This window comes from Streptomyces sp. NPDC059866, from assembly GCF_042731325.1.
In the GTDB taxonomy this organism is placed as follows: Bacteria; Actinomycetota; Actinomycetes; order Streptomycetales; family Streptomycetaceae; genus Streptomyces; species Streptomyces flavusporus.
Window position 1 is genome coordinate 42,083 of sequence record NZ_JBHWJT010000026.1, and the last position, 15,552, is coordinate 57,634.

Below are 15,552 nucleotides of genomic sequence, written 5' to 3' on the forward strand. Positions count from 1 at the left end.
CCCCGGTGGCCCTCGGGAAATGTGACAACCGCGCCGGGGGCGATCAGGCACGCGCGAGCCGACCTCGTACACATTCCAGCTTGTCCGGATTCACCCCGGCCCGCAGGTCGGCGATCAGCCCGTCGCGCAGCTCGACCGACACCACCGCGACCAGCGTGTCGCCCGCCCGCCCGGACGGCCGGCCCCTCCGTGCCGTTGATCTCGGCTGTCGTGAAGTCCGGGGCGGCCGCGAACGTGCCCCGCCCGCCAGGAAGCGCAGCACCTTCTCGCGCCCCTCGATCGGCCGCAGGGCCGCGGTGCCCTTGCCGCCGCCGTCGCTCCACCAGGTCACATCGGCCGCGAGCAGCTTCTCCAGGCCGGACGGATCACCGTCCCGGGCCGCCGTGACGAACCTCGCCACGAGTTCCTCCTGCGGAGCCCGGCATGCGGCAGGCCGGCCCGAACAGCCGGGGACGGTGACTCTCGAACTCGTCGGCGATCGCACGCCTCGTGCGGTCACCCTGCCAGAACACGCATGCGCGCCGTGGCGAGGCCCGGCGGCGGGCAAGGGCCGTCGTCACCGCCGCCGGGGCCCGCTGGCACAGACCCTAGAGAGGACTAGACCAATGCGTCAATGGGTGCAAACCAACTTCCAAACCGATGTGGTCGCGCGGGAGTTGACGCCCCTTCGGCCGGCCGAGAAGTCCAGTGACGTGACCTGTGAGCCACTCCACACCCCTCGCCCGTATGGACGTCGATCCGGCGTGGCACACTTGCCCTGTACCAGAAGCAGCGCACTCCGGGGTCGGTGAAAGTCCGAACCGGCGGTTACAGTCCGCGACCCGGTCGCTTCCAGCGGCCGGTTGACCAGGTGAAATTCCTGGACCGACGGTTAAAGTCCGGATGGGAGGCAGTGCGCGGCGGGCGGGCATTCGTGCGCGCCGCCGTATCGGCTCGTCCAGCAAGGGCGGGTTCTGTCCGGCGTCGTCCTCGGTGCCGCAGTCCGTACATTCTGTCGTCCAGCGACAGCCCCGGAGTCCGTGCCCGAAGAGGCAGGAGGACCCGGGAAGTGTTCACCGGAATCGTGGAAGAGCTGGGCGAAGTCACCGCCGTCGAGAACCTCGGCGACGCCTCCCGCTTCCGGCTGCGCGGCCCCGTCGTCACCGAGGGCGCGAAGCACGGCGACTCCATCGCCGTCAACGGCGTCTGTCTCACGGTCGTCGACCACGAAGGCGACGAGTTCACCGCCGACGTCATGGCCGAGACCCTCGACCGCTCCAGCCTCGGCGTCCTCACCGCCGGCTCCCGCGTCAACCTCGAACGCCCCACCGCCGTGGGTGCCCGCCTCGGCGGGCACATCGTGCAGGGCCATGTCGACGGCACCGGCACCGTCCTGGAACGCAAGCCGTCCGAGAACTGGGAGATCGTGAAGGTCTCCCTCCCCGCGGACCTCGCGCGCTATGTCGTCGAGAAGGGCTCCATCACCGTCGACGGCATCAGCCTCACCGTCGTCGAGGCGGGCTCCGACCACTTCACCGTCAGTCTGATCCCCACCACCCTCGCCCTGACCACCCTCGGCCTGAAGCAGCCCGGCGACCCGGTCAACCTCGAGGTCGACGTCATCGCCAAGTACGTCGAGCGGCTCCTGGGCGCCCAGGGAGCGGCCCGGTGAACTGGCTCAACTCCGAGGCGTTCGTCCTCTTCGGCCAGCACATCATCTGGTCGGACATGGTCGGCAACGTCCTCGGCCTGATCACCCTCGCCCTCGGCTGGCGGCGCTCCCTGTGGACCTGGCCGGTGCAGTTCCTGTCCGGCCTCGTCCTCTTCTCGGCGTTCTACGGCCACCTCACCGGCAGCGCCGGCAAGCAGGTCGTCGTCATGGCCGTCGCGCTGTACGGCTGGTGGCAGTGGAACCGCGGCAAGGGCCGGGCCGCGGACGGCCGTATCTCCGTACGCTTCGCCACCTGGCGCGAGCGCGGCACGATGATCGCCGCGGCCGCCGCCGGCACGGTCGCCGTGGCCCTGCTCTTCACCGCCTACCCGACCCTGTCCTGGGACCCCTGGCCGGACGCCTACATCTTCGTCGGCACCATCGTCGCCATGTACGCCCAGGCGCGCGGGATGGTCGAGTTCTGGTTCGCCTGGCTGCTCGTCGACCTGGTCGGCGTGCCCCTCAACTTCGCCAACGGCTACGCCTTTTCCGGCTTCGTCTACGTCATCTACGGCGCACTCGTCCTGTGGGGCATGCGCGACTGGTGGCTGCGGTCCCGCAAGGACGCGCGGCCCGTCCTGGAAGGAGCGCCGGCATGAGCGCGGCCCCGATCCTCTACCGCACCGACTACACCGACGACAGCGACGACCTCACCCTCGACCCGATCCAGCAGGCCATCGCCGACATCGCGGCCGGCCGCCCGGTCGTGGTCGTCGACGACGAGGACCGGGAGAACGAGGGCGACCTCGTCATCGCCGCCGAGAAGGCGACCCCCGAGATCGTCGCCTTCATGATGAGCGAGTGCCGCGGCCTGATCTGCGCCCCCATGGAGGGTGCGGAACTGGACCGGCTGCGCCTCCCGCAGATGGTCGAGGAGAACACCGAGTCGATGAAGACCGCGTTCACGGTCTCCGTGGACGCCTCGGCCGTTCACGGTGTGAGCACCGGGATCTCCGCATCCGACCGGGCGACCACCCTCCAGCTGCTCGCGAGCGGCACGGCCGAGCCCGCCGACCTGGTCCGCCCCGGCCACATCTTCCCGCTGCGCGCCAAGCCCGGCGGGGTGCTGGTCCGCAACGGGCACACGGAGGCCGCCGTCGACCTCGCCCGCCTCGCGGGCCTGCGCCCGGCCGGCGCCATCGTCGAGATCGCCGGTGAGGACGGCCAGATGCTGCGCCTGCCCGAACTCGTCCCGTTCGCCCGTAAGCACGGCCTGACGATCATCTCCATCGAGGACCTGATCGCCTACCGCCGCACCTCCGAGCCCACCGTCCGCCGCGAGGCACAGACGCAGCTCCCCACCGCCCACGGCACCTTCACGGCGTACGGCTACCGCTCCACCGTCGACGGCGTCGAGCACATCGCCCTGGTGCACGGTGAGATCGGCGACGGCGAGGACGTTCTCGTCCGCGTCCACTCCGAATGCCTCACCGGCGACATCTTCCACTCCCTGCGCTGCGACTGCGGCCCCCAGCTGGAGACCGCCCTCGAGCGCATCCAGGCCGAGGGCCGGGGAGTCGTCGTCTACCTGCGCGGGCACGAGGGCCGCGGCATCGGACTGCTGTCGAAGCTCCGGGCGTACGAGCTGCAGGAGCGCGGCCGCGACACCCTCGACGCCAACCTGGAGCTCGGCCTGCCCGCCGACGCCCGGGACTACGCCGCCGGAGCGCAGATCCTGACGGACCTCAAAGTCCGCAGCGTGCGCCTGATGACCAACAACCCCGAGAAGACCGACGCGCTCGTCCGGCACGGCATCGAGGTCACCGACCGCGAGCCGATGCCCGTCCAGGCGGGCGAGCACAACCTCCGCTACCTGCGCACCAAGCGGGACCGGATGGGGCACGACCTGCCGTGGCTGGACACGCCTGCCGTGTCCACCTGCAGCAACCAGTAACGAACAACGAGGAGACACGAGAACGTGAGCGGCAAGGGCGCACCGGAACTGTCCGTACGCAATGTGGGTGACCTGCGGGTCGCCGTCGTCGCGGCGCAGTGGCACGAGAAGGTGATGGACGGTCTGGTCGACGGCGCCCTGCGCGCCCTGCACGACCTCGGCATCGACGAGCCGACCCTGCTCCGGGTCCCCGGCAGCTGGGAGCTGCCGGTCGTCGCCAAGGTCCTCGCCGGCCGGGGCTACGACGCGATCGTCGCCCTCGGCGTCGTCATCCGCGGCGGCACCCCCCACTTCGAGTACGTGTGCCAGGGCGTCACCCAGGGCCTCACCCAGGTCTCCGTCGACACCGGCGTCCCCGTCGGCTTCGGCGTGCTGACCTGCGACACCGAGGAGCAGGCCCTGGACCGCGCGGGTCTGCCCGGCTCCAACGAGGACAAGGGCCACGAGGCGGTGACGGCGGCGGTGGCCACGGCGGCCACCCTCCGCTCAGTATCTGAACCATGGCGTTAGGCCGCCCGGTACACCGCGTAAAGTGGGCGCCACCATGTCCAAGAAGACGTTCGAGGAGCTCTTCACCGAGCTCCAGCACAAGGCCGCCAACGGCGACCCCGCCACTTCCCGCACCGCAGAGCTGGTCGGGAAGGGTGTCCATGCCATCGGCAAGAAGGTCGTCGAGGAGGCCGCCGAGGTCTGGATGGCCGCCGAGTACGAGGGCAAGGAGGCGGCCGCCGAGGAGATCTCGCAGCTGCTGTACCACGTCCAGGTGATGATGGTCGCCCGCGGGATCTCCCTGGACGACGTCTACGCCCACCTCTGAGCCGTACACCCCACTCGCATCTCTCACGCAAAGGAAGCCGACCTCATGCTGCGCATCGCCGTCCCCAACAAGGGTTCACTGTCCGGCCCTGCGGCGGAGATGCTGCATGAGGCCGGCTACCAGCAGCGCCGGGAGACCAAGGAACTGCGGATCGTCGACCCGGAGAACGAGGTCGAGTTCTTCTACCTCCGCCCCCGCGACATCGCGATCTACGTCTCCTCCGGCCGCCTCGACATCGGCATCACCGGCCGGGACCTGCTGATCGACTCCGGAGCCAACGCCGAGGAGATCCTCCCGCTCGGCTTCGCCCGCTCCACCTTCCGCTACGCCACCAGGCCCGGCACGGCGAACGGCGTGGAGGACCTGAACGGCAGCACCGTCGCCACCTCGTACGAGGGCATCGTCGCCAAGCACCTCGCCGACAACGGCATCGACGCCTCCGTCGTCCACCTCGACGGTGCCGTCGAGACCGCCATCGAGCTCGGCGTCGCCGAGGTCATCGCGGACGTCGTCGAGACCGGCACCTCGCTGCGCAACGCGGGCCTGGAGGTCATCGGCGAGCCGATCATGAAGTCCGAGGCCATCGTCGTCCGGCGGGTCGGGGCGGACACCGAGGAGCCCAAGGTGCAGCAGTTCCTGCGCCGGCTGCAGGGCGTCCTGGTGGCCCGGACGTACGTGATGATGGACTACGACTGCCGTGCCGAGCACCTGGAACAGGCCGTCGCCATCACCCCCGGCCTGGAGGGCCCGACCATCTCGCCGCTGCACAACGAGGGCTGGGTCGCGGTCCGCGCCATGGTGCCGTCCAAGGACGCCCAGCGGATCATGGACGACCTGTACGCCATCGGCGCGCGGGCCATCCTGACCACCGCCATCCACGCCTGCCGTCTCTGAGGGGCGCCACACACCCATGCCGGACTCGACCCCTCTTCCCGAGCTGCCCGTCACCTTCCGGCCGGGCCGCACCCGCGCCGTGCTGCTCACCGCGGCCGTCGCGATCTTCGTGACCGTATTGCTGGTCGCGCTGCTGCTGGACCGGCTCAGCACGGCCGAGCGGCTCAGCTTCGTGTTCACCGCGGCGCTTCTGTCGGCGGTGGTGCTGGTGCTGGCCCGGCCGAAGGTCGTCGCCGACGAATCCGGCGTCACGGTCGTCAACTTCGCCAGTACACGTCGGCTGGCCTGGGCGGAAATCGTCCAGGTGCATCTGCGGGTCGGCGACCCCTGGGTTTTCCTCGACCTCAGCGACGGCACCAGCCTGGCCGCGATCGGCATCCAGCCGGGCATCGCCAAGGAGCAGGCCATCGCCGACGCCCGGGCGCTGCGAGCACTGGTCGAGGCCCGGACCGAGCAACATCACAGCTGACTCGGGCCGACTCCGGGCCGTTCACCCTGCCGTATCGGCCGGTGTCTTGATTAATCTGTTGGCGGAGGCGTGTCCGTTGCGCCTCCGCCCCTGTGGTGCCGGCCGGTGCGCAGGGGTTCCTGCTACCCGAGGAGTGACTCCCTCCGGCGATGGACGGATCGTCCTGCAGTACCTGCGCCGCCCCCTGCCGACATAGCGCACGGGCGGCGGCATCATGACTCTCCCTCTGCTGCTCCTGGCAGCCGCGTTCCTGCTCATTCTCGCCAACGGCTTCTTCGTGGCCGCCGAGTTCGGCCTGGTGACGGTCGACCGCCCGGACGCCGAGAAGGCCGCCGCCGAGGGCGACCGGCGCGCCCATCGGGTCGTCGAGTCGCTGAAGGAACTGTCCTTCCAGCTCTCCGGCACCCAGCTCGGCATCACCATCACCTCCCTCGTCGTCGGCATGCTCGCCGAACCGGCGCTCGCCCGGCTGCTGGACGGTCCGTTCACGGCCGTCGGCATACCCGAGGGCGCCGTGCCCGGTGTGGCCGTCGTCGTCGGCATGCTGCTGGCCTCGGCCGTGCAGATGGTGGTCGGCGAACTTGTACCCAAGAACTGGGCGGTGTCCCGGCCGCTGCAGGTCGCACGCTTCGTCGCGGGCCCGCAGCATGTCTTCGCGCGCGTGTTCCGGCCGGTGATCGCCGCACTGAACGCCGTCGCCAACCGCCTGGTCCGCGCCCTGGGTATCGAGCCCACCGAGGAGCTGGCCTCCGCCCGCACCCCCGGCGAACTCGTCTCCCTGGCCCGGCACTCCGCGCGCGCAGGTGCCCTGGAACAGGACACCGCGGACCTCTTCGTACGGACGCTGTCGCTCGGCGAGCTGACCGCACAGCACGTCATGACCCCGCGCGTGAAGGTGAGCGCGCTCCAGTCCTCGGCGACCGCCGCGGACGTGGTCAACCTGACCCGCGCCACCGGCCTGTCCCGCTTCCCCGTCTACCGGGAGAAGATCGACGAAATCGTCGGCATGGTCCACCTCAAGGACGCCCTGGCCGTCTTGTCCTCCGAGCGGCTGCGCACCCCCGTGGGCCGGATCGCCCGGCCGCCGCTGCTCGTCCCGGAGACACTGCCGGTCCGGCCGCTGCTCGCCCGACTGCGCAGCGAGCAGCCGATCGCGGTCGTCGTCGACGAGTACGGCGGCACGGCCGGCGTGGTCACCCTGGAGGACATCGTCGAGGAGATCGTCGGCGAGGTCCGTGACGAGCACGACGACGTGCTCGACGAACAGCCCGAACTCGCCGCCGCCCCGGCGGAGGACGGCCGCCCCGCCTGGGACGCCGACGGCAGCTGCCGGATCGACGTCCTGCGGCGCATCGGCCTCGACGTGCCCGAGGGCCCGTACGAGACGGTCGCAGGACTGGTCGCCGATCTGCTCGGCCGGATCCCGGCCGTCGGCGACCGGGCCGAACTCCCCGGCTGGCGGCTGGCCGTGCGCCAGGTAGGGCACTACCGCGCCGAGCGGGTACGCATCGTGCGCACCGCCCCCGTCATGGAGGCCGTGCGATGAGCGTGCTCCAACTCCTGTTCGCCGCGCTGCTCGTGCTCGCCAACGGCTTCTTCGTGGGCGCCGAGTTCGCGCTGGTCTCGGTGCGCCGCAGCCAGATCGAACCGCTCGGCACCGCCCGGGCCCGGCAGGTGCTGTACGGCCTGGAGCGGCTGCCGCAGATGATGGCCGCCGCACAGTTCGGCATCACCGTCTGCTCGCTGACCCTGGGCGCGGTCGCCGAGCCCACGGTGGCCCATCTGCTGGAGCCGGTCTTCGAGTGGATCCGTCTGCCGCACGCGATGGTGCACCCGCTGGGGTACGTCATCGCCCTCGCCACCGTCGTCTTCTTCCACCTGGTCATCGGCGAGATGGTCCCGAAGAACCTGGCGATGGCGGCTCCGGAGAAGGCGGCGCTGTGGCTCAGCCCGGGCCTGGTCGCCTTCGCCCGGCTGTGCCGGCCGATCACGGTCGCCCTCGGCGCCTGCTCCCGGGCCGTCCTGCGACTGTTCCGTGTCGAGCCCAAGGACGAGGTGGAGGCGGTCTTCACCAGCGAGCAGCTCAACCGGCTCGTGGAGGATTCCGGCCAGGCCGGCCTGCTCGACCCCGAGGAGGCCGAGCGCCTGGAGGACGCCCTGGAGCTGGGCTCCCGCCCGGTCACCGACGTCCTCCTCCGACGTGAGTCGCTGATCACGGTCAGCCCCTCGGTCACGCCGGGCCGGATCATCGAGCTGACCGCCCGCACCGGCTACTCCCGCTTCCCGGTGGCCGCGGAGAACGGCGCCTTCATGGGGTACCTGCACGTGAAGGACGTACTCGACCTCGAGGACTCCGAACGGGCGGTTCCGCAGCATCTCTGGCGGCCCATGACGACGTTGCGGTCCGAGCTTGCGCTGGACGACGCGCTGACCGTGATGCGCCGGGCCGCCACGCATCTCGCGCAGGTCGCGGACGGGTCCGGCAAGGTGCTGGGGCTGGTGGCGCTGGAGGACGTACTGGAGCTGCTGGTGGGGGAGGTGCGGGATCCGGCGCATCGGGAGATGCCGGAGCCGCGGGGCAGTTCGCCTGAGGAGGTGCTGGCCAGCTGAGCGGTGCCCGGTGCTGGTGCGGGCGGGGGTTCACTCGCCCGCGCCAGCGGGGTGCCGCTGCGCCCACCCGTGCCGCCCCAGCGGCACGACTGCCCGCAGCTAGGTCACATCGCTGACGGATCCTGCGGCCCCCTCCCCGACAGCACCTCTCCGTACGCCTGCATCAGATCCGGCAACCGTAAAGTCGACAAATCGTCCCGCGACAGCACCCCCGGATACGCCGACAACCGCAGATCCCGGTACGCGCAGCTCTTCTCGTACAGCGTCCGCAGGAACCGCCCGTTGCCCAGCTCGTCGATCCACCCCTGGTCGACGACGTGACCCGCGATCGACCGCAGCTCGTCCAGGGACTCCTCGTCCCACACGTCCCCGTTCTCCGCGGCCAGCACCTCGCCGATCGCGGTGAGCTCGAGGGGCCGGTACGACGGGAAGTCGACGCGGGTGGTGAAGCGGGAGGACAGGCCGGGGTTGGCGGCGAGGAGGCGGTCCATGCCCTCCGGATAGCCGGCCAGGATCACCACGAGGTGGTCGCGGTTGTCCTCGGCCCGCTTCAGCAGCACCTGGAGCGCCTCGTCGCCGTACGCGTCGCCCTTGCCGTAACCGGAGTTGGAGAGCGAGTACGCCTCGTCGACGAAGAGCACACCGCCGAGCGCGGAGTCGATCAGTTCGTTGGCCTTCACGGCGGTCTGCCCCAGGTACTCGCCGACCAGGTCGGCCCGCTGGGCCTCCACGAGATGGTCACCGCCGAGCAGGCCGAGGGCGTAGAAGACCCGGCCCAGGATGCGGGCGACCGTGGTCTTGCCGGTGCCGGAGGGGCCGGAGAAGACGAAGTGCCGCTTGGGCGGCTGGACGGGCAGCCCCTGTCCGGCCCGCAGCCGGGCCATGTTCAACTGCGCAGACAGCGCTTTGACCTGGCGTTTCACCGGCTCCAGGCCCACCATGCGCTCGAGCTCGGCGAGCGCCTCCTCAAGTAAAGCGGGGTCGGTCGGTCCGGCGGGCAGCGACGGCGCGGGCCCGGTGTTCTTCTCCCGCACCACCGGGTCGCTGACCGAGGGCGGGGGCCCGGTCGGCGGCAGGCCGGGCTCGGAGAGCTTGAGGTCCCGGCCCTCGCTGCCGTAGAGCGGATCGAGTGCGTCGGGGCCGTCCAGGCTGTCCTGCCCGGTCCCGGCGAGGGCGATCGCGGCGAGGTCGGTGGCGTCGTCGTACCCGTCCCCCTCGGCGATCGCCGCCAGCCGGGCCGAGGTGTCCATGAACGCGGGGTCGACGCGGTGCACCGCCCGGTACAGCGGGAGCGCGGCGGCCGAGCGGCCGGTGCCCTCGTGGGCGCGGGCCAGCCAGTAGCGCAGCTCCTTGCGCTGCGGCTGCTCGCTGCGGCAGCGCATCAGGGCCGCCGACAGCAGTGGCTCGGCCTGTCCGTACATCTCGAGGCGGACCCGGGCCATGCCGCCGAACAGACCGGCCTCGATGCCGAGCAGAGGATCGCCCAGCAGCGGGTCGGTGTGCCGCACCAACTGCTCCCAGTCCTTCACCAGATAGGCGCGGCAGGCATGCAGGAAGCGCACCTGCGGATCGGTGTCGACGGGCGGCAGACCGGCGAGCGCGCGATCGAGTTCCGGGACGTGGCGGCCGTCCAGCCAGTGCGAGGCGTGCGCGAGCAGCAGATCGCGCGGGCTCTCCAGCACGGGCTGCACCCACCAGCCCAGCCAGTACCAGGAGTTGAGCGTGCGGCGGTGCCGGCTGCGCTGTTCCCCGAAGCGCTCACGGTGGCGGAACATCCTGAGCAGCGCGGTCGTCGTGTCCACGCGCAGCGCGTGCAGCCCCAGCCAGCCGTCGGCCATCCCGGGATCCAGCCGTACCGCGGTCCGGAACTCCTCCTCCGCCTGCGGATAGGCGCCCATCGTGTAGGCGTCCACGCCTCGCAGCCAGGCGAGGTCGGCAGGGGCCTCGGGGCCCTGCGTGCCGAAGTCCATCACGTCCCCCCACAAACCTGCCCCCGCTGGTTCGCCGCCGGGCCGTCGCCCGCCGACCGACTCGGTCCAACCGCTGTGCCGCGGACCGGAGTTGCAACGGTGCGCGGAGCAGCCGTCCGCAGGTCGCACCGAGGGCATCGTACCCGCGGGTCGGTGCCCGCCGAAGAGTGCCGCACCGGCCGTTCGGCGAGGTGGGAGCAGAGGGGGCGCACACTGCGCATGGTGACCGAGGGTGAGGGGATTGCGCCTCGGAGCGCCCGGAAGAAGTGGAAGAGGACAGAACGAAGCCCCCGATCACGGGGGAACAATCGGGGGCTTCGCGTCTGTGGGCGACCTCGTTCGGCCGCTCATTGAGAACGTAAGTCCTGTACGGGCCCCCGGTCAAGCCGAGTTGAGGCACTCGGCCAAGTTCCGCCGCAGGGGTCTTCACAAGTTCAGCACATTGCGGATGGTCCATCACCGTACGTGACTTGCTGGTCCGGACCAGTAGGTCCGGCGGGCCCCGGGAGCACCTCGTACCCCTCCATCACCTGCCGCACCAGCAGGTCGGCAAAGGGTCGCGAGGGATCCTCGGCGAAATGTCGCCGCTCCGCCACGAGCCACCCGGCCCAGAACTCGCGCTGTTCCGCCCCGTCGCGCGACTGCCCGCGTGCCCAGGCCTCCTCGTGGGGCAGCTCCAGCCACAGCAGCTGCGCCAGATGGGGACGCAGAGCGCGGCGGCCCGCGCCGACGCCCTCGACCAGGACCACCGGTGCGGGCGGCAGCGGGCGGGGTGGTCCGAAGTGCCGGGCCCGCCAGTCGTAGGGGGCGTAGTGCGCCGTCTCGCCGCGGCGCAGCGGCTCGATCACCTGGGGCAGCAGCCGGCCGGTCCAGGCGAACAGTTCGTCGTGGCTGGCGATGTCGTCGAGGTGCAGCACCGGCGCGCCGCCCAGCACCTCGGCCAGCTGCCCGGCGAACGTGGTCTTTCCGGAGCCCGCGTGACCGTCGACGCCGATCAGTCGGACGGGGCCGCAGGACGGGGGCAGGGCGCGCAGCCTGTGGGCGAGGTCGTGCAGCGCGGGGGGCGGGGCGGGGCTGGAGGGCGACACGCCCCCATCATGCCCCGCGCTCGGGCGTGCTCCGATCCAGGTCATGCCAGTGGTCCTGACCAATATTGGTGGGCGCGGCATGCCCGAAGTGCTGGCAGTACCGGGCGCCCACGGCCATAGTTGGCGCACGCAACTGTGCACTGGACCAGCCCCCGACTCGGACCCCGGGAGTCTTCCGCCCATGAGCAGAGCCGAACAGCCGTCCCGCAGAACCCTCCTGGCCGCCGCGGTCGCCGCCGCCGTCGTGGGCAGTGCGGGCCCGGCGGTGGCCGTCGCCGGAACCCGTCCGGACAACCCCGGACCCCAGCCGGACACCCCCGCGGCCGGCCCCGCCCGGACCGCCGCCCGCTCCGTCGACAACCGCGCCTGGACGACGTACACCGACTGGCGCGGCGGCACCGCCCAGGGCACCCGTGCCGTCGCCGGCGCCCGGCCCGGCGCCGTGATCGCCGCCCCGGCAGGCACCGTCGACTATCGCGACCCGCACACCGGCAAGACCTCCACCTGGGAGTACGCGACCTGGACCTCCCCGGTCCACCGGCTCGCCGTCCCCTCCACCGAGGCCATCGCCTCCTGGAACGCGCACACCCCGGCCGGCACCTGGATCCAGGTCGAACTGCGCGGCACCTACTCCGACGGCACGGACACGCCCTGGTACGTGATGGGCCGCTGGGCGGCCGGTGACCAGGACATCCGGCGGACCTCGGTGGACGACCAGACCGACGGCCGGAGCACCGTCTGGACGGACACCTTCGCCGTCGACGACCCGGCCACCGGCCTGCGCCTCACCTCGTACCGACTGCGCCTGACCCTGTACCGCAAGCCGGGCACCAAGCTCACCCCCACCGTGTGGCGGCTCGGCGCCATGGGCTCCGACGTGCCCGACCGCTTCACCGTCCCCGCCTCGACGCCCGGCCTGGCCGAGGAGCTGATCGTCCCGCGGTACTCGCAGGAGATCCACAAGGGCCAGTACCCGGAGTACGACAACGGCGGCGAGGCCTGGTGCAGCCCCACCTCCTCGCAGATGATCATCGAGTACTGGGGCGGCCGGCTCAGCGAAGAGCAGCTGGCCTGGGTCGATCCGAGCTACGCCGACCCGCAGGTGTGCCACGCCGCCCGGTACACCTACGACTACCAGTACGCGGGCTGCGGCAACTGGCCCTTCAACGCCGCCTACGCCGCGACCTTCAAGGGCCTGCAGGGCGTGGTCACCCGGCTCGGCTCGCTCACCGACCTGGAGACGCTGATCGCCGCCGGGATCCCGGCCATAACGTCCCAGTCGTTCCTCGCGTCGGAGCTGACGGGAGCCGGATACGGCACCTCGGGCCACCTGATGACCGTGATCGGCTTCACCGCCGACGGCGATGTGATCGCCAACGACCCCGCCTCGCCGAGCAACGAGGCGGTGCGACGCGTCTACCGGCGGCGCGAGTGGGAGAACATCTGGCTCAGGACCAAGCGGTACAACGCCTCCGGCAAGGTCGTCTCCGGCACCGGCGGGGTCTGCTACCTCTACTTCCCGGCCCGTCCGACCCCCCGCCAGCGCATGGCGCTCGCGATGGTGGGCGTGCGCTGAACCGGCCCGTGACGGCCCCCGGACCCACTCCGGGGGCCGTCGGCTGTGACCAACATCTCCGCCGCAAAAGCCGCCAGGAGTGGCAAGGTGGACGGATCGGCGGGGGAGCCGTGGGGGAGAAGTCCACTGCACGCACGACACTCAGCGAGACGCCATGACCGCACACTCAGCCACTGCCGCCCGCGTTCGCACCGGCGGACCCAAGGACGACGGCCCGAAGATCGTCGAGCACGTCATGGGCTGGACGCTCGTCGTGGTGCTCGCCATGCTCGTGACCCAGCTCGGTCTGCTGTGAACTGACCCACACGGCGACCTGACATACTGCGGGTGTCCCGCCGCCCGTTGGAACCAGGGTCGACAGTGAAGATCAGTCAACAGCGCGACGCGGCCCGCCCCCGGGCGCGTGGCACCGAGCGGTCGCTGGCGCGCCGCGCCGAACTCATCGCCATCGGGCGCAGGTTGTTCGCCGACACGTCGTACGACGCGCTGTCGATGGACGACATCGCCCGGCAGGCGCATGTCGCCAAGGGGCTGATCTACTACTACTTCCACTCCAAGCGCGGCTACTACCTGGCCATCGTCCAGGACTCGGTCGCCGACCTGGTCACCTTCGCGGCCGGCGGCCTGGAACTCCCGCCGGTGGAGCGGGTCCACCGCACGATCGACGGCTATCTGCGCTACGCCGAGCACAACCACGCCGCGTACCGCACGATCGTCAGCGGCGGCGTCGGTTTCGACACCGAGGTGCAGGCGATCCGGGACGGCGTGCGCGAGGCGATCGTCGCAACCATCGCCGAAGGGGCGTACGGCAGGCGGCAGATCGACCCGCTCGCGCGGATGGGACTGCTGGGCTGGGTGTGCGCCGTCGAGGGCACCACCCTCGACTGGATCGATCGGCCCGAGCTCTCCCGCGACACGATGCGTGAGCTGCTGGTGAAGACCCTCGGTGGTGCCCTGCGCGCCATCGAGGAACTGGACCCCGCCTACCCGGCCCCCGCGTCCGCCCGCCGGGACCCCTGAGCGAGGGGCGGAGGCCCAAGAAGGAACCTCCGCCCCAGGTGAACCGTTCCCGGCAGCTAGTTGATCGCCTTGATCAGCTCACCGTCCGCGGTGTCGCCGCTCAGCTCCCAGAAGAAGGTGCCGCCCAGGCTCTGCTGGTTCTTGTACGTCATCTTGGTCGCGACGGTCGCGGGGGTGTCGTAACTCCACCAGTCGTTCCCGCACTTGGCGTACGCGGTGCCGCCCACCGTGCCGGTCGCCGGGCACTTTGCCTTCAGCACCTTGTAGTCCTCGATGCCGTCCTCGTACGTTCCGTCCGCCGCCCCGGTCGCGGTGCCGCCGGGTGCCGACTGGGTCACGCCGGTCCAGCCGCGCCCGTAGAAGCCGATGCCGAGCAGCAGCTTGGAGGCCGGGATGCCGAGGCCCTTGAGCTTGGCGATGGTGGCCGACGTGTGGAAGTCGGCCTTCGGGATGCCCGAGTACGAGGTCAGGGGCGAGTGGGGGGCCGTCGGGCCGGTGGTGTCCCAGTCGCCGAAGAAGTCGTATGTCATCGGGTTGTACCAGTCGACGTACTGCGCGGCGCCCGCGTAGTCGGCCGCGTCGATCTTGCCGCCGGGTGTGGCGTCCGCGGTGATCGCCGCGGTGACCAGGTTGCCGGAGCCGAACTTCGCCCGGACGGCCGCCATCAGGTTCCTGAACGCGTCCCGGCCGCTGGTGTCACAGGTGGCGCCGCACGCGTTCGGGTACTCCCAGTCGAGGTCGATGCCGTCGAAGACGTCCGCCCACCTGGAGTTCTCGACCAGGTCGTAGCAGGACTGGGCGAACGCGGCCGGGTTGCGGGCGGCCTCGCCGAAGCCGCCGGACCAGGTCCAGCCGCCGAACGACCACAGGACCTTGAGGTCCGGGTGTTTCTGCTTCAGCTTGCGCAGCTGGTTGAAGGTGCCACGCAGCGGCTGGTCCCAGGTGTCCGCGACGCCGTCCACCGACTCGGCGGCGGTGTAGGCCCGGTCGGTCGCCGCATAGGCGTCACCGATGGCGCACTTGCCGCCGGTGACATTGCCGAAGGCGTAGTTGATGTGGGTGAGCTTGGCTCCGGAGCCGGAGGTCTCGATGTTCTTGACCAGGTACTTGCGGTCGTAGGTGCCCCACTCCGTGAAGTAGCCGACGACCTTGGAGCCGGCTGCGCGTTCCGCTGTGGGGGCGGCGGTGGCAGTGCCGACGCCGGCGAGCAGTCCGGCGCCGAGGACGGCGGAACACACGGCGGCGAGAAGCGCCCGGAACCGGGCGCGGGGACGGTGGGAGGTTCGCATCGGGTGTCTCCTCGTGGGGGAGAGGGGGACGGGCGCCGATTGGCATGAACGCGATGAAACGTCGGTCGGTCCGTCACAGTAGGAGGACTAGACCAGTCGGTCAATGGTGCGGACCAATTTGAACGGTCGGAGGTTTCCTGAAGTAAGCGACCGTTAACCGGTGACTCGATGCCTCCGATCGGGCATACTCACAGCGCACAGTCGCTGGTCAGCGCCTTCCGTGACCCGGGAGCCG

16 protein-coding genes and 1 riboswitch are annotated in these 15,552 nt (G+C 70.9%); of the genes, 12 read left to right on the plus strand and 4 right to left on the minus strand.

Annotated features, from left to right (window positions below; genetic code table 11):
- Nucleotides 1-43 precede the first annotated feature (43 nt).
- Entirely contained in the window at nucleotides 44-400 is a 357-nt protein-coding gene (locus ACFV7R_RS33875; protein WP_385270307.1) for a hypothetical protein, read from the minus strand.
- A 369-nt stretch (nucleotides 401-769) separates the two neighbouring features.
- A riboswitch (FMN riboswitch) is annotated at nucleotides 770-900 on the plus strand.
- A 148-nt stretch (nucleotides 901-1,048) separates the two neighbouring features.
- On the opposite strand from ACFV7R_RS33875, the gene ACFV7R_RS33880 reads away from it, so the two are divergent.
- From ACFV7R_RS33880 to ACFV7R_RS33920, 9 genes are all read left to right on the plus strand, one after another.
- Nucleotides 1,049-1,651 (plus strand): riboflavin synthase, encoded by a 603-nt coding sequence (locus ACFV7R_RS33880; RefSeq protein WP_385270309.1) that lies wholly within the window; start codon nucleotides 1,049-1,051, stop codon nucleotides 1,649-1,651.
- Nucleotides 1,648-2,289: a nicotinamide riboside transporter PnuC gene (locus ACFV7R_RS33885; RefSeq protein ID WP_385270311.1), complete on the plus strand. Its 642-nt coding sequence runs from the start codon at nucleotides 1,648-1,650 to the stop codon at nucleotides 2,287-2,289. Before ACFV7R_RS33880 ends, ACFV7R_RS33885 begins: the two co-directional genes overlap by 4 nt.
- Complete coding sequence (locus ACFV7R_RS33890; RefSeq protein ID WP_385270313.1) at nucleotides 2,286-3,584, plus strand: bifunctional 3,4-dihydroxy-2-butanone-4-phosphate synthase/GTP cyclohydrolase II; 1,299 nt, start codon at nucleotides 2,286-2,288, stop codon at nucleotides 3,582-3,584. Before ACFV7R_RS33885 ends, ACFV7R_RS33890 begins: the two co-directional genes overlap by 4 nt.
- 24 nt (nucleotides 3,585-3,608) lie before the next feature.
- Nucleotides 3,609-4,094, plus strand: coding sequence for a 6,7-dimethyl-8-ribityllumazine synthase (gene ribH / locus ACFV7R_RS33895; RefSeq protein ID WP_385270315.1), 486 nt, complete (start codon nucleotides 3,609-3,611; stop codon nucleotides 4,092-4,094).
- A 34-nt stretch (nucleotides 4,095-4,128) separates the two neighbouring features.
- Nucleotides 4,129-4,401: a phosphoribosyl-ATP diphosphatase gene (locus tag ACFV7R_RS33900; RefSeq protein ID WP_031486114.1), complete on the plus strand. Its 273-nt coding sequence runs from the start codon at nucleotides 4,129-4,131 to the stop codon at nucleotides 4,399-4,401.
- A gap of 45 nt (nucleotides 4,402-4,446) precedes the next feature.
- The gene (gene hisG, locus ACFV7R_RS33905) at nucleotides 4,447-5,295 is read left to right on the plus strand and encodes an ATP phosphoribosyltransferase (RefSeq protein WP_129796780.1); all 849 of its coding nucleotides are present in this window, start codon (nucleotides 4,447-4,449) and stop codon (nucleotides 5,293-5,295) included.
- A gap of 16 nt (nucleotides 5,296-5,311) precedes the next feature.
- Complete coding sequence (locus tag ACFV7R_RS33910) at nucleotides 5,312-5,764, plus strand: PH domain-containing protein (protein WP_385270318.1); 453 nt, start codon at nucleotides 5,312-5,314, stop codon at nucleotides 5,762-5,764.
- A 214-nt stretch (nucleotides 5,765-5,978) separates the two neighbouring features.
- On the plus strand, nucleotides 5,979-7,310 hold the full coding sequence (locus ACFV7R_RS33915) for a hemolysin family protein (protein ID WP_385270320.1): 1,332 nt from the start codon (nucleotides 5,979-5,981) through the stop codon (nucleotides 7,308-7,310).
- Nucleotides 7,307-8,374, plus strand: a complete 1,068-nt coding sequence (locus tag ACFV7R_RS33920) for a hemolysin family protein (RefSeq protein ID WP_385270322.1) — start codon at nucleotides 7,307-7,309, stop codon at nucleotides 8,372-8,374. Before ACFV7R_RS33915 ends, ACFV7R_RS33920 begins: the two co-directional genes overlap by 4 nt.
- A gap of 104 nt (nucleotides 8,375-8,478) precedes the next feature.
- Here ACFV7R_RS33920 and ACFV7R_RS33925 read toward each other — a convergent pair whose 3' ends face one another.
- Entirely contained in the window at nucleotides 8,479-10,344 is a 1,866-nt protein-coding gene (locus tag ACFV7R_RS33925; protein ID WP_385270324.1) for an AAA family ATPase, read from the minus strand.
- A gap of 434 nt (nucleotides 10,345-10,778) precedes the next feature.
- Nucleotides 10,779-11,432 (minus strand): uridine kinase, encoded by a 654-nt coding sequence (locus tag ACFV7R_RS33930; protein ID WP_385270326.1) that lies wholly within the window; start codon nucleotides 11,430-11,432, stop codon nucleotides 10,779-10,781.
- Between the two features lie 181 nt (nucleotides 11,433-11,613).
- On the opposite strand from ACFV7R_RS33930, the gene ACFV7R_RS33935 reads away from it, so the two are divergent.
- The 3 genes from ACFV7R_RS33935 to ACFV7R_RS33945 all read left to right on the plus strand — a co-directional run bounded on the left by ACFV7R_RS33935 (nucleotide 11,614) and on the right by ACFV7R_RS33945 (nucleotide 14,028).
- A complete protein-coding gene (locus ACFV7R_RS33935) occupies nucleotides 11,614-13,008 on the plus strand; it encodes a peptidase C39 family protein (protein ID WP_385270328.1) in 1,395 nt (464 codons plus the stop codon).
- A gap of 154 nt (nucleotides 13,009-13,162) precedes the next feature.
- On the plus strand, nucleotides 13,163-13,303 hold the full coding sequence (locus ACFV7R_RS33940; RefSeq protein ID WP_129796774.1) for an SCO1431 family membrane protein: 141 nt from the start codon (nucleotides 13,163-13,165) through the stop codon (nucleotides 13,301-13,303).
- A 65-nt stretch (nucleotides 13,304-13,368) separates the two neighbouring features.
- Nucleotides 13,369-14,028: a TetR/AcrR family transcriptional regulator gene (locus ACFV7R_RS33945; protein ID WP_385270330.1), complete on the plus strand. Its 660-nt coding sequence runs from the start codon at nucleotides 13,369-13,371 to the stop codon at nucleotides 14,026-14,028.
- 56 nt (nucleotides 14,029-14,084) lie between these two features.
- Here the strand turns inward: ACFV7R_RS33945 and ACFV7R_RS33950 are convergent, their stop codons facing one another.
- Nucleotides 14,085-15,317: a glycoside hydrolase family 18 protein gene (locus ACFV7R_RS33950; RefSeq protein WP_385270332.1), complete on the minus strand. Its 1,233-nt coding sequence runs from the start codon at nucleotides 15,315-15,317 to the stop codon at nucleotides 14,085-14,087.
- Nucleotides 15,318-15,552: the final 235 nt, after the last annotated feature.

Coding starts and splice junctions, on each gene's coding strand:
- ACFV7R_RS33950 (WP_385270332.1), bottom strand. CDS start 15,317: ATGCGAACCTCCCACCGTCCCCGCGCCCGGTTCCGGGCGCTTCTCGCC.
- ACFV7R_RS33915 (WP_385270320.1), top strand. CDS start 5,979: ATGACTCTCCCTCTGCTGCTCCTGGCAGCCGCGTTCCTGCTCATTCTC.
- ACFV7R_RS33900 (WP_031486114.1), top strand. CDS start 4,129: ATGTCCAAGAAGACGTTCGAGGAGCTCTTCACCGAGCTCCAGCACAAG.
- ACFV7R_RS33935 (WP_385270328.1), top strand. CDS start 11,614: ATGAGCAGAGCCGAACAGCCGTCCCGCAGAACCCTCCTGGCCGCCGCG.
- ACFV7R_RS33910 (WP_385270318.1), top strand. CDS start 5,312: ATGCCGGACTCGACCCCTCTTCCCGAGCTGCCCGTCACCTTCCGGCCG.
- ACFV7R_RS33940 (WP_129796774.1), top strand. CDS start 13,163: ATGACCGCACACTCAGCCACTGCCGCCCGCGTTCGCACCGGCGGACCC.
- ACFV7R_RS33920 (WP_385270322.1), top strand. CDS start 7,307: ATGAGCGTGCTCCAACTCCTGTTCGCCGCGCTGCTCGTGCTCGCCAAC.
- ACFV7R_RS33890 (WP_385270313.1), top strand. CDS start 2,286: ATGAGCGCGGCCCCGATCCTCTACCGCACCGACTACACCGACGACAGC.
- ACFV7R_RS33925 (WP_385270324.1), bottom strand. CDS start 10,344: ATGGACTTCGGCACGCAGGGCCCCGAGGCCCCTGCCGACCTCGCCTGG.
- hisG (WP_129796780.1), top strand. CDS start 4,447: ATGCTGCGCATCGCCGTCCCCAACAAGGGTTCACTGTCCGGCCCTGCG.